The sequence below is a fragment of the Hymenobacter terrenus genome (assembly GCF_000972495.1).
GTDB lineage: Bacteria > Bacteroidota > Bacteroidia > Cytophagales > Hymenobacteraceae > Hymenobacter > Hymenobacter terrenus.
This window is the reverse complement of record NZ_LATM01000057.1, coordinates 1-13,504: the sequence shown is the minus strand read 5'-3', so window position 1 is coordinate 13,504 and position 13,504 is coordinate 1. Positions and strand designations below refer to the sequence as shown.

9 protein-coding genes, 1 tRNA gene and 1 rRNA gene are annotated in these 13,504 nt (G+C 55.5%); 8 read left to right on the top strand and 3 right to left on the bottom strand.

Going from position 1 to position 13,504, the window contains the following annotated elements; translation table 11 throughout:
• Positions 1–491: 491 nt before the first annotated feature.
• Entirely contained in the window at positions 492–3,227 is a 2,736-nt protein-coding gene (locus WX88_RS28385; protein WP_052733123.1) for a beta strand repeat-containing protein, read from the top strand.
• Between the two features lie 654 nt (positions 3,228–3,881).
• On the opposite strand, the gene WX88_RS25820 is transcribed toward WX88_RS28385, so the two are convergent.
• From WX88_RS25820 to WX88_RS25810, 3 genes are all read right to left on the bottom strand, one after another.
• Positions 3,882–4,589 (bottom strand): ClpP family protease, encoded by a 708-nt coding sequence (locus WX88_RS25820; RefSeq protein WP_046247320.1) that lies wholly within the window; start codon positions 4,587–4,589, stop codon positions 3,882–3,884.
• A 141-nt stretch (positions 4,590–4,730) separates the two neighbouring features.
• Complete coding sequence (gene tig / locus WX88_RS25815) at positions 4,731–6,059, bottom strand: trigger factor (RefSeq protein WP_046247316.1); 1,329 nt, start codon at positions 6,057–6,059, stop codon at positions 4,731–4,733.
• Between the two features lie 88 nt (positions 6,060–6,147).
• Positions 6,148–6,229: transfer RNA gene (locus WX88_RS25810), tRNA-Leu, on the bottom strand.
• A 239-nt stretch (positions 6,230–6,468) separates the two neighbouring features.
• Here WX88_RS25810 and WX88_RS25805 point away from each other — a divergent pair.
• From WX88_RS25805 to WX88_RS25780, 7 genes are all read left to right on the top strand, one after another.
• A complete protein-coding gene (locus WX88_RS25805; RefSeq protein WP_046247315.1) occupies positions 6,469–8,667 on the top strand; it encodes a RelA/SpoT family protein in 2,199 nt (732 codons plus the stop codon).
• A complete protein-coding gene (locus WX88_RS32265) occupies positions 8,667–9,002 on the top strand; it encodes a CHY zinc finger protein (protein WP_046247314.1) in 336 nt (111 codons plus the stop codon). Before WX88_RS25805 ends, WX88_RS32265 begins: the two co-directional genes overlap by 1 nt.
• A 206-nt stretch (positions 9,003–9,208) precedes the next feature.
• Complete coding sequence (locus WX88_RS25795) at positions 9,209–9,685, top strand: Fur family transcriptional regulator (protein WP_046247319.1); 477 nt, start codon at positions 9,209–9,211, stop codon at positions 9,683–9,685.
• Positions 9,682–10,032 carry an STAS domain-containing protein gene (locus WX88_RS25790; RefSeq protein ID WP_046247313.1) on the top strand — a complete coding sequence of 117 codons (351 nt, stop codon included), beginning with the start codon at positions 9,682–9,684 and terminating at the stop codon, positions 10,030–10,032. Before WX88_RS25795 ends, WX88_RS25790 begins: the two co-directional genes overlap by 4 nt.
• 128 nt (positions 10,033–10,160) lie before the next feature.
• The gene (locus WX88_RS25785; protein ID WP_046247312.1) at positions 10,161–11,429 is read left to right on the top strand and encodes an adenylosuccinate synthase; all 1,269 of its coding nucleotides are present in this window, start codon (positions 10,161–10,163) and stop codon (positions 11,427–11,429) included.
• Between the two features lie 444 nt (positions 11,430–11,873).
• On the top strand, positions 11,874–12,152 hold the full coding sequence (locus WX88_RS30585) for a hypothetical protein (RefSeq protein WP_156176452.1): 279 nt from the start codon (positions 11,874–11,876) through the stop codon (positions 12,150–12,152).
• 293 nt (positions 12,153–12,445) lie between these two features.
• Positions 12,446–13,504, top strand: a 16S ribosomal RNA gene (locus tag WX88_RS25780); the annotation flags it as partial.

Here is a 13,504-nt window from a genome sequence, read left to right as displayed (position 1 = left end):
TTCGCCCAATCCTCAAATTTTGCTAACTCAAACAGCTTCTAAAGATGCCCGGAATGGCTTTTACTCAGTAAACCGCACCAAACGGACAAGCACCGCTTCGGTACGGGGTGGTGCTTGTCCGTTTGGTGCGGTTTATGGCCCTCGTCGTTTTAAGGAGCCGGGCATAAGCGCCGTTCTGGTAGCCGAGCACAGGCGCTCGACGTGAACGGCGGGCCCGTGCTGGTGGCTGAAATCAATAGCACGGCCACTGGCGCGGCCAACCTGCTGCCCGTGGCCTACGGCCAGGTAAGTGCCAGCGGCAACGTCCTCAGCGGTACTGGCAATTTTACGGTGGTGCAGAACGTGGCCGCACTGGGCTACTACACCCTCACTCTCAACAATATTGGGAGCCAACCCGACCAACGCCATCTGCCAGGTGACGAGCCGTCAGTAAGAGCCAATGGAGTTGAATCTATAGAAAAACCACTTCACTATTTCTCACACTCTTTAGTATGCAACTCCGATACTTTCTGCACTTTAGCTACACGTTGCTGTTGGTCGTGCTGGTGGCCCGCCCGAGCCAGGTCCGGGCTCAGGTCGGCATTGGTACCACCACCCCGGATGCGTCAGCGGCTCTCGATGTTCGGGCCGCTAACAAAGGCCTACTCATTCCCCAAGTCACTCTTGTTGGCCTCACCGATGGAACCACCATCCCAACTCCTGCAATTGGTCTGCTCGTCTTCAACCGAAATGCCAGCCTGGCTGGCGGGGTGGGTTTTTACTACAACGCTGGTACCCCTGCCGCGCCTAACTGGACCAAGCTTAACACTGGTGCAGCTGCGCTTGGCAGTGGTTGGGGCCTGAGTGGCAACGCCGCCACCGATTCCACCGCCAATTACTTAGGTACGAATGATGTGAAGCCCCTGCGTTTGGGTATCAATGGTCAGGAACAGGCCCGGCTGCATACCAATGGCGCTTTTTGGCTGGGCGGCTTGCCCATTGGCAGCACTCCTGTTTTCCCCGAAAACCACCTGTTGCTGGGCTACCAAGCTGGCAAGAGGTTGACGAGCAACAGCTACAACAACCAATTTGTGGGCTATCAAGCCGGGCTGAGTTCCACCACTGGCTCCTTCAATCAATTCACTGGCTTCCAAGCAGGCCAGTCCAACACCGTTGGCTTCGAGAATTATTTCAGCGGTTTTCGGGCGGGCCTTTCTAACACCACTGGTGAACGGAACCACTTCGAAGGCCAGTTCGCTGGCGCGTCCATTACCACGGGCAGCAATAACCTCTTCATCGGTAAGAGCGCCGGCTACAACGCCACCACCACTTCCGAAGGCCATTTTGTGGGCTACGAGGCGGGCTTCAGCAATACTACAGGCTTCAGCAACCATTTTGAAGGCTTCCAAGCTGGCCGCCGCAATATATCGGGGTCGGTAAACCATTTTAGCGGCTACCAAGCCGGGCAGTACAATACTACCGGCCAGCGCAATTTTTTCGAAGGCCCCAGAGCCGGCGGGACCAACACCACGGCCAGCAACAACTTCTTTGTGGGCATCAATGCGGGTCAGAACAACATCACAGGGGCCACGAACATGTTCGTGGGCAACAGCGCCGGCTTTACCAACGTGGTCGGTAACAACAACCTGTTTGTGGGCTACTTGGCCGGCACCAACAGCACGGCCAACAACAACCACTTCGTCGGCGCTAGGGCCGGTGAGCGCACCACCACCGGGAGCAGCAATCAATTTGAGGGAGTGGGGGCAGGCCGAGGTAATACCACAGGTGAAAAAAACTTTTTCAGCGGCTTCCAAGCGGGGGTCGACAACGTCGACGGCGACAATAACCTGTTCATTGGCTACCAGGCCGGCTCAGGAAATACCGCTAGCAACAATCACATTATTGGCTTCCAAGCCGGTACCAACAATACCACAGGTACCCAAAATACCATCGAGGGCTACCAGGCGGGCTTGGTGAACACCACCGGCTCGCGCAACGCTTACGTGGGCTACCAGGCGGGCTACAAGATTCGGGGCCTCGACAATGTGGCTCTCGGAAATGAGGCGGGCACGGGCAGGCTCAACGTCGCGGGCAGCGTGGCAGCCGACCGAGTGACCTTGGTGGGCAGCCAGGCCGGGCAATTCAATTCGGCAGACGGCACGGTGGCCATTGGCTACCAGGCCGGGCGGGCCAACACTGGCGCCGACAACCACTTTGTGGGCTACCGGGCAGGAGCCGCCAACACCAGCGGCTTCAACAACTATTTCAGCGGTTACGAGGCGGGTTTGGTAAACAGCGCGGGTTCTCGCAACCATTTCGTGGGTTACCAGGCTGGGCGGAGCAACACCACTGGCGAGGGCAATCACTTTGTGGGCTACCAGGCCGGCCGCAACACCACCACCGGCGACGACAACTACGGCAGCGGCTACGGTGCCGGTGTCAACCTCACCACGGGTTCCAACAACGTGCTGGTGGGCACCCGCGCCGCCACCAACGTCAACACTGGCTCGAACAACACCACACTGGGCCACAACGCGGGCCAGACTATTACCAGCGGCGACAACAACACCCTGCTCGGCAACAACACCGACCTTACCAGCGGCAGCCTCGACTACGCCACCGCCATCGGGGCCGGGGCCGAGGTTGGCGCCAGCAATGTGATGGCCTTGGGCGGCAGCAGCGGTACCAACCGCGTGCGGGTGGGCGTTGGCACGCGCACCCCGCTCACACGCTTGAGCCTTTCGCCCAACGTCACGGAGGCGAAAATTACACTCTACGATGCGGGCAGCACCACCAATCACTACGGCTTTGGGGTGAGCGATGGGCAGCTGAACTACCACGTGGCGAGCACCGGCGACAGCCACGTTTTCTCCGCCCGCGGCAAAAACGGCGACGGCACCGAACTGCTGAGCATCACGGGTACGGGCGAGGTAAACACGCCCGAAACGGGCACCGCCAACATGCTGCCCGTCGCCTATGGCCGCATTGTGGGCACCACGATTTCCGGTTCACCCGCTTTTGCCGCTGGCATAAATACGATTACGGGAGAGATTGACATTCAATTTATCAATTCTCCCAAGCTATCCGGCGACCTCACCGGCGTCACGTGCATTGTGACGTGCATCACCCCGGGCCGCGTAGCCGTGGCCCGCGGCACCGCCGCCGGGCGCATCGTTATCAACCCCACCAACCCGAGCACTAACGCGCCTGCCCCAGCCAGCTTACAGTTCGTCATTTTCAAGCCCTAAAGCCGATAATTTCCACACCATTGCACCCTAGCCAGCCGCTAGTCGATACCTCCTCTCTATACTCTTCTTTCCTTCATCACTATGAAAATCCTTCCCTTCCTGCTGCTGTTCGGCTTGCTGATTGTATCCGCCATTTGCAAAAAAATCTGAAAAAATCCATACCACCCTCGGCGACAGCCCCGTGACTCGGACCTACACCAGCGTCACTCCTTCCAGCGTCGTCATGGATGGCTCTATTAAAATCATCACGACCGGTTCGCTAAACCAGAAAAACGGTGTGTCTTTGGGCTTGCAAGGCATCAACCCTAAGAGCTGCGCGCTCCGATAATCTGCTCGCCGGCGCCTTTCGGCCCACCAACGGAAACCAGTGCGTGACCAACTGGTGCTTCACCAAGTTTCGGCAGTGCAACTCCACTCTCGCGCAATGACTGAAATAAATTCTGTGGGGTGTTGAGAAAAAAACGGCGACAACCCCACAACCTCTGTGGGGTTGTCGCCGTTTTTTTCTCAACACCCCACAGAATCTGATAACCCAGCATCGGCCCTCCCAGCAGTCCATCATTTCAAAGTTCTTCAAACCCAAATAAAAAAGCCTCTGCTGATTTAGCAGAGGCTTTTTTATTATCGGAGCAAATAATCCGGCTAAATCCGTGATTAGCTTTTCTTCTTCTCCAGCACCTCGTCAATCAGGCCGTATTCTTTGGCCTCGTCGGCACGCATCCAGTAGTCGCGGTCCGAATTGTCGTGGATTTCCTGGTAAGTTTTGCCGGTGTGCTGCGCCAGAATGTCATACAGCTCCTTTTTCAGCTTGAGAATCTCGCGGGCCGTGATTTCAATATCCGACGACTGCCCTTGCGCACCACCCGACGGCTGGTGAATCATCACGCGAGCGTGGGGGAGGGCCGAGCGCTTGTTTGGCGCGCCACCGGCCAGCAGTACGGCACCCATCGAAGCCGCAAGGCCCGTGCAAATCGTGGCCACGTCGGGGTTCACATACTGCATGGTGTCGTAGATGCCTAAGCCGGCATATACCGAGCCCCCGGGCGAGTTGATGTAGAGCAGGATGTCCTTCTTGGCATCAGCCGATTCCAGGAACAGCATCTGCGCCGTCAGGATGTTGGCGATGTAGTCATCCACGGCCGTGCCCAGAAATACAATCCGGTCCATAATCAGGCGCGAAAACACGTCGATTTCGGCGAAGCGCGTGGGGCGCTCCTCAATCACGGAGCGGGTCATGCCGGTGGGCAGGATGAGGCCGCCGCGGGTCTGGCCTTCCACGTGCTGAATGTATTGGTCTACGCCCAGCCCGCTGAGGCCTTGGTGCTTAACGGCAAACTTGCGAAACTCTTGTTTATTGAGCATTGGGTTGAAGTGTAGCGCGAGCATCTGCTCGCACAGGTGAGAATACTAAGACGGCCGAAGTAAGCGAATGTTGTCGGAAAACCAACAAAAAAAGCCCTTACGCTACCGTAAGGGCTTTTCCAAAACTGGACTGCGCAGCAATTAGCTATGCAGCGTCCGGAATTCTTCGGCCGTTACGGGCTTGTCGGTAACAACAACTTTGCCGCGCAGGTTTTCCAGCACTTTCTCTGCCAGAATGGCCTCGTACTCGTTCACGTAGTTCTTGCCGTTGTCTTGCTTCAGGTACTGGTCGGCGTAGCTGCGCATCGATTCGCGCATCTCATCGGGCATGTTCGGCATGTTGAACTGGCCCATGATTTTGTCGAGGGTCCGGTTCACGATTTCCTCGTTGCTCACCTTCAGGCCGGCTTCTTCCACCACCTTGTTGCGAATCATGCTCCACTTCAGCTCTTTCTCGTAGTCGGTGTAGTGCTCTTCCACCTTCTCGGGCGTCAGTTTGCCCTCATTGGCGCGCACCAGCCACTTTTTGAAGAACTCCGTAGGCACCTTGATTTCTACCGTGTTCACTAGCTGCTCCACGATGCTGTTATTCAGCGCGCCTTCGCTCTCACGGTCGTAGTTCGATTGGATGGTTTCGCGCACCTTGGCATCAAACTCTTCCTGTGTCGAAACCGCCTCGGGGCCGAATACTTTATCAAACAGCTCCTGGTTGAACTCCGGCGCGGCCGTGCGGTTCACCTTCTCCACGTTCAACACGTAGTCGCCGGTCGCCTCAGCCGCCTCAGCCTTGCTCAGGCCCGAGAAGTTCGAAATCGAAGCTGCGTCATTGCTGAAAGCCGCTTGCAGGTCAAACGTAAGCGAATCGCCAGCCTTCTTGCCCACAAATTGTGAAACGTCGCCGGTTACTTTATTGATGGGCAGCAGTACCGTGCGGCCTTCGCCCTCCTCATCCGCCTTCTTCAGCTTGCCAAACAGGTAGTCGCCCGCCTCCGATTCCTCGGGGTTAGTCGTCTCGCCGTACTGACGGGCAATCTGCTCGTTGGTCTGGGCCAGCGTGTCCTCATCAATGGTCACCTGATGGCGCTCCACTTGCAGCGTGCCTTCGGCCGGCAGGTCGAAATCGGGCAGCAGGCCCAGTTCAAACTGAAAAGCGAAGTCCTTGTCGGTGTCAAAATCCACGTCGCTCGGCACCGGCAACGGTTCGCCTAGCAGTCGGATGTTGTTCTCCTTGATGTAGGAGTCCACCGCTTTGCCCAGCATTTTGTTGATTTCCTCGGCCAGAATGCCCTTGCCGTACATCTTACGCACCATGCTCACCGGCACCATGCCGGGGCGAAATCCTTTCACTTGAGCGCGCTTGGTGTACTCTTTGATTTGCTTATCAACCGTGGGCGTATAATCAGCTTCGGTCAGGTGCACGGTCAGCAGCCCGGTCAGCTGCTCGTCGTTCTTGTCGAGGGTAATGTTCAAAACAGGGGAGCCGGCTTCTGCTGGCAGGTTGAAAAGTTGAAAAAAAAGCCTTCAGCCTATGCGACTGAAGGCCTATATCAATAAAAAGTGCGGATAGAGGGACTCGAACCCACACGCCTTGCGGCACCAGATCCTAAGTCTGGCACGTCTACCAATTTCGCCATATCCGCATATGAACGCCGCGCGGCCATTTGCTACGGGCCCGCAAAGGTACTCGCTAAAACCATTGCGTGCAAAGGGCAGCGGTAATTAGCCGTACATACTCAGAATTGAGCAGAAAAAAATCAAGTAGCACGCTGAAAAACCGTCCTGCCGGGGGTAGTGCAGCACGACGGTCTACTTATTCGTTCAAGTCCCGGTAAGCCTGTTCGTGTCATCTTTTCCGTTCGGGCTTTGTTACTTTACCATTATGCCTCCCGTTATCTCTCCCGAAGCTGAGCGCCAGGAAATCCTGCGCCACTACCGCCGCCTGCTGCGCACCGCCAAGCCGTACTTGAAGGACGGCGACCCCAAGCTCATCAAAAAAGCCTTCAATCAGAGCCTGGAGGCCCATAAGGAGATGCGTCGTAAGTCGGGCGAACCCTACATTCTGCACCCGCTGGCTGTGGCCCAGATAGCCGTTGAAGAAATTGGCCTCGGCACCACCAGCATCGTGGCCGCTCTGCTGCACGATGTAGTAGAAGACACGCCCACCGAAATTTCCGACATCGAGCGCGAGTTCGGGACCAAGGTGGCTCGCATCATCGACGGCCTCACCAAAATCTCCGGCGTCTTTGAGTACGGCACCAGCGAGCAAGCCGAAAACTTCCGCAAAATGTTGCTCACGCTGAGCGAAGATGTGCGCGTCATCCTCATCAAAATTGCCGACCGCCTGCACAATATGCGGACGCTTGACTCGATGCCGCGCCACAAGCAGCTCAAAATTGCCTCTGAAACTCTTTATTTGTACGCCCCGCTGGCCCACCGCCTCGGCCTCTATACTATAAAGAGTGAACTGGAGGACTTATACCTGAAGTTCACCGACACCGAGACGTACAACGACCTCAAAGCCAAGGTGCGCCAGAGCCAAAGCGTCCGCAACCGCTTTATCAAGGAGTTTGTGCAGCCGATTGATGATGAATTGAGGACGCAAGGCTTCGATTACGAAATCAAGGGCCGGCCCAAAAGCATCTATTCCATCCTCAAAAAAATCAAAAAGCAGAACATCACCTTTGATGAGGTGTACGACCTGTTTGCTATCCGCGTGATTCTGGACGTGCCGCCGGAGCAGGAAAAAGCCGCTTGTTGGCAGGTCTACAGCATTGTCACGGACTTCTATCAGCCCAACCCGGACCGTTTGCGCGACTGGGTATCCACACCCAAAGCCAATGGCTACGAAAGCTTGCACACCACCGTCATGAGTCGGGCCGGCCAATGGGTAGAAGTGCAAATTCGCTCGCGCCGTATGGACGACATCGCCGAGAAAGGCTACGCTGCGCACTGGAAATACAAGGACACCGGCAGCATTCAGCCCGAAAGCTCGCTCGAAGGCTGGGTCAATAAGGTGCGCGAGATGCTGGAATCTAATAATTCCAGCGCCCTCGAATTCATGGATGAATTCCGCCAGAACCTGTTCGTGAAGGAAGTGTACGCCTTCACTCCCAAAGGCAAGCTCGTTATCCTGCCAGATAAGGCCACGGCGCTGGATTTTGCTTTCGAAATCCACTCCCAAATTGGCCTCCACTGCCTAGGGGCCAAAGTGAACCAGAAGCTAGAGCCGCTCAGCTACCAACTGCACAACGGCGACCAGGTCGAAATCCTAACCTCGCACAAGCAGCGGCCCACGCCAGAGTGGCTCAACTACGTCATCACGACTAAGGCGCGTTCGAAAATCAAGGACTTTCTCCGCGACGACAAGCGTGCCAAAGCCGAAGACGGCCGTTTCCTGTTAGAAAAGCGGATGGAAATCATTGGTGTGCCCAACACTCCGGATAATCTCAGCCGCCTGCTGGCTTACTTCAACGTGCCCAACGCCCACGAATTCTACTACCGCCTCGCCATTGGGCAAGTCGACGGCCGTACCATTCGCGAGTCACTGTTCTCTTCTTCCAAGTCGGTGCCCTCCGTGCTCGAACCCAAAACCTTCGACCACGAGGTCTCCAAAATCCGCGGCGTGCGCCCCGATATGCTCGTTGTGGGTGAGCACACCGACAAGTTCAACTACAGTATCGCCCGCTGCTGCAACCCCATTCCCGGCGATGACGTGTTCGGCTTCGAAACCGATACCGGTCTCATCATTCACCGCACCAGTTGCCCCCGTGCCGTCGATTTAATGTCAAACTACGGCAACCGCATCGTGCGGGCCAAGTGGACCGACCAATTGGAACTGGCCTTCCTGGCCGGCATTCGCATCAAGGGGTCCGACCGTGTTGGCCTCGTCAACGATGTCACGCGCATCATCAGCACCAGCCTCAAAGTGAACATGCGCTCCATCACCATCAACGCTGATGATGGCTTTTTTCAGGGCCAGATTATGGTGTTCGTGAATGATACTGACCACTTAAACAAGCTAATCCAGCGGCTTCGCAAGGTCACTGGCGTACTGCTCGTAGAGCGATTTGACTCGTAATGGTGAAAGCAGTTGAACCCATCACCGTCCATGGCACCGGTGTCAACGAGCGCACTCAGTGCGTCCACTACCATTCCGAGCGCGACCTGATAGCCATCAAATTCAAATGCTGCGATACTTTTTACGCCTGCATACAGTGCCACCACGAAACCACTAGCCATGCTCCCGTGGTCTGGCCGAAGTCAGAATTTCAGACTCAGGCCATCTACTGCGGCAACTGCAAGACTACCCTCAGTATTACCGACTATTTAGCCTGCGCCAATCGTTGTCCTTCTTGCCAAGCCGCTTTCAATCCTGGCTGTGCTAATCATTACCACCTTTATTTCGAGCAGTGAGAACCTAACGCCTGCCTTGCCGCTTACCTATCTTTGGTTTCTGCTTCTGCACAATTCCCTTATTTACCGTGAACACATCCCCAGCAGTTCCTCACAAGCACCAGCCGCCAGCCGCCCCGGTCGACGGAGTAGGGCAGGAGGTAGGTGGCTCCTCTGAAACCGGGTACGCTGCCAAGCACACGCCTAGCGCTGCCTCCCAAGGCTCTTTGAATACTGATAAGCTCGAAGAAGTAAAAAAACTTTTTACCGCCCACCTTGAAAACAAGGGCCTGCGCAAAACCGGTGAGCGCTACGCTATTCTCGAAGAAATCTATGCCCGCTCCGGTCATTTCGACGTCGAAGAGCTCTACGCTGGCATGAAGGAGCGCGGCCTGCAAGTGAGCCGCGCCACCGTCTACAACACGCTGGACCTCTTAGTGGAGCAAGGTTTGGTTAGCAAACACCAGTTTGGCCGCAACCTCGCCCAGTATGAGAAGAGCTATGGGTACCGCCAGCACGACCATGTCATCTGCACCGAATGCCATAAAGTCGTGGAATTCTGCGACCCCCGTATTCACGGCATCCAGACCATGGTCGGTGAGCTCCTGAACTTCCATATCTTGCACCATTCTTTAAACCTTTACGGCATTTGTGGCGATTGTCGCGCCCAGGCTGCCGCCCGTTCTTCCGCCACTCCCGCATGACCACCACCAGCACCGTTCAAGACGGCATCCTCTTCGTTCGCCTTTCGGGCGACCTCATTGGCAGTCCCGATACCGACCAGCTTCTTAACTCGGTTAATGAGCATCTCGGGGAAGCACTCAACCACTGCGCTGTCGACCTGTCCGAAATTCGCTACATTAACAGTACTGGCATCGGCGTCCTTGTGTCGCTCCTCACCAAATTCCGCAGCCGTGGTGGTGAAATGGTCCTCATTAATCCTGCCGACCACCCCAAAAAGATGCTAGCGCTTACCAAACTCACCAACATCTTCGCCGTAGCCTCCGACGAGGCCACCGCTCGCCAACAGCTAATTCCGGCCGCCAATTAGGCGGCCATTTTTTTGTTCAAACACAAACTTAATTCTCAGTAAATCAGCTTTACGCCAACCATATAATCTTCTCTTTACTAAAGAGAGAACCAGGATAAGGTGGCCGTGAAGAGCGAAACCCAACCATCATGCCCGTAGACGTATTAGTAGGCCTCCAATGGGGCGATGAAGGCAAAGGCAAAATCGTAGATGTGCTAGCTCCCACTTACGATGCCGTAGCCCGCTTCCAGGGCGGCCCCAACGCCGGCCACACCCTCACCTTCGACGGCATCAAGCACGTCCTGCACCAGGTGCCCAGTGGTATTTTCCACCCCCACATCCTCAACATCGTGGGCAACGGCGTCGTCCTCGACCCCATCGTTTTTCGCCAAGAGCTCCAAAAACTCACCGATAGGGGAGTAGACTGGGCTAAAAACCTCTACGTCTCCAAGAAAGCCCAACTCATCCTGCCCTCGCACCGCGCCCTCGACCGCATCAGTGAAGAGGCCCGCGGCAATACCAAAATCGGCAGCACTCTCAAAGGCATCGGCCCCACCTATTCCGACAAAATCGGCCGCGTCGGCCTCCGCGTCGGCCACATCCTGCTTCCCGATTTTGAGCAGCGTTACAAAGAAGCTGTGGCCCAGCACGCCGCCATCGCCGCCCACCATAATAAGGAGCTCGAAATTGAAGCCCTCGAAGCTGATTTCTTCTCTGCTGTTGAATTCCTCCGTACTCTCCAGCTCATCGACACTGAATACCTCCTCAACGACCTCCTGGCCCAAGGCAAGCGCATCCTCGCCGAAGGCGCCCAAGGTTCCCTGCTAGACATTGACTTTGGCTCCTATCCCTACGTCACCTCTTCCAGCACCATCGCCGCCGGCGCCTGCACCGGCCTTGGCATCGCCCCGCGTCATATAGATAAGGTCTACGGCATCATCAAAGCCTATAGCACCCGCGTCGGCAGCGGCCCATTTCCCACCGAGCTCCACGACGAAGTAGGCGAGCAAATCCGCCAGGCCGGCCGCGAGTTCGGCTCCACCACCGGCCGTCCCCGCCGCACCGGCTGGATAGACCTGCCCGCCCTCCGCTACGCCATCATGCTCAACGGCGTCACCGAACTCCACCTCATGAAAGCCGACGTCCTCGACGGCTTCACCGAAATCCAGGCCTGCACCCATTACCGCACCATCACCGGCGACAGCACCCCCCAGCTCCCCGACCCCGGCGAACTCACCACCATCACCCCCGAATACCTCACCCTCCCCGGCTGGCACACCGACCTCACCATCATCACCGACGGCGCCCAACTCCCCGCCAACCTCGTCGATTACCTCAATTTCCTAGAAAAAGAGCTCCAAGTCCCTATCACTATCGTCAGCGTCGGCCCCGATAGAGTAAGCACCCTCCACCGCTAACCCCCAGTTACCCGAGCAGCATTAGTAAAGTAGATAGAGCGCAAGCTCAAAGAAGCGGGGCGAATGCGACTGTACTGAAAGGGTACACGCCGCATTCGCCCCAATTTCTTTCGCCTGAGTTCTGAGTATAAGAGCAGCTTAAAACGTTTTTTTATGCAACAGCAAGGTTTGATAGGGAAAATTCTCAAATCCAATATCACCAAAAAACGCCCTTTAGCCCATCAATTCAGGCATTTTTATGCTCTAAGTTGATTGAGTGACCCCATTCAGCTTTGCTGACAGTATCTGTTAAGCAAAATTTTTCTTCGCATCAATCAGCCACTTACAACCTACTCGCAGGTTTTTCGTAGAACACCTCTTGCCCCGTCAAAAAGTCCTCCTACCTTTGCAATCCCAAATCGTCAAACGGACTACGGGGCACTCGGAAAACACCCCGAGAAAATCTTGAAAGGCCAGGAACTCCCGCAGCAGCTAGTTTGTCTATCCTCTGCACTGGCCTTCAAGCAGCAAAATGCGGAATCACACTCCGCTAAAAATATTGAAAGGTCAGGAACTCCAGCAGATAATAGAATATCTATCATCTGCGCCAGCAACCAAGCAGTAAAAAAATATTTTCAAACCGCTTGCAAAGCCGAAAAAAGCAGCCGTACCTTTGCAGCCCGCTTCAACCGGAAGCGACCAAATTTGAAAAGCCAAAAGAAAAATTTAAAAAATTTTCGCTGAAAGCTTGACAAATGAAATAAAGCTTCTACCTTTGCACTCCCAAAGCGAACAAAGCGCTGCAACTGCAACGATAAAGGGTTGAAAAGCAACCCACACTGTTACTTCAAATGGAAGTGATACACGTTCTTTGAATGACGGAAACAGACAAAATAGTAAGTGTTCCACTTGCTGCTTTTCCTTCGGGAAAAACACAGTGAAACAAACCAAGCAAAACGAATTTGACATAACGTCAATATGTGAGCAAGGTCAGCACTCGACATCAGCCATGGTTCGCCGTGGTGTAGAAATATTATACAATGGAGAGTTTGATCTTGGCTCAGGATGAACGCTAGCGGCAGGCCTAATACATGCAAGTCGAACGGGTGTAGCAATACACTAGTGGCGCACGGGTGCGTAACGCGTAACCAACCTGCCCTGAACTGGGGGATAGCCCGCCGAAAGGCGGATTAATACCGCATAATCCACATGCCCGGCATCGGGTGTTTGGTAAAGATTTATTGGTTCAGGATGGGGTTGCGTGCCATTAGCTAGTTGGGGGGGTAACGGCCCACCAAGGCGACGATGGCTAGGGGAGCTGAGAGGCTGGTCCCCCACACGGGCACTGAGATACGGGCCCGACTCCTACGGGAGGCAGCAGTAGGGAATATTGGGCAATGGTCGAGAGACTGACCCAGCCATGCCGCGTGCAGGATGAAGGCTTTCTGAGTCGTAAACTGCTTTTGCCAGGGAAGAATAAGGGGCATGCGTGCTCCGACGACGGTACCTGGTGAATAAGCACCGGCTAACTCCGTGCCAGCAGCCGCGGTAATACGGAGGGTGCAAGCGTTGTCCGGATTTATTGGGTTTAAAGGGTGCGTAGGCGGCCGATTAAGTCTGGGGTGAAAGCCCGTTGCTCAACAACGGAACTGCCCTGGAAACTGGTTGGCTTGAGTACAGACGAGGGTGGCGGAATGGATGCTGTAGCGGTGAAATGCATAGATAGCATCCAGAACCCCGATTGCGAAGGCAGCTGCCTAGACTGTAACTGACGCTGAGGCACGAAAGCGTGGGGAGCGAACAGGATTAGATACCCTGGTAGTCCACGCCGTAAACGATGGATACTCGCTGGTGGCGATAGATGGTCACTGGCTTAGCGAAAGCGTTAAGTATCCCACCTGGGGAGTACGCCCGCAAGGGTGAAACTCAAAAGAATTGACGGGGGCCCGCACAAGTGGTGGAGCATGTGGTTTAATTCGATGATACGCGAGGAACCTTACCTAGGCTAGAATGCGCGTGACCGGTTCAGAGATGAGCCTTTCCTTCGGGACACAAAGCAAGGTGCTGCATGGCCGTCGTCAGCTCGTGCCGTGAGG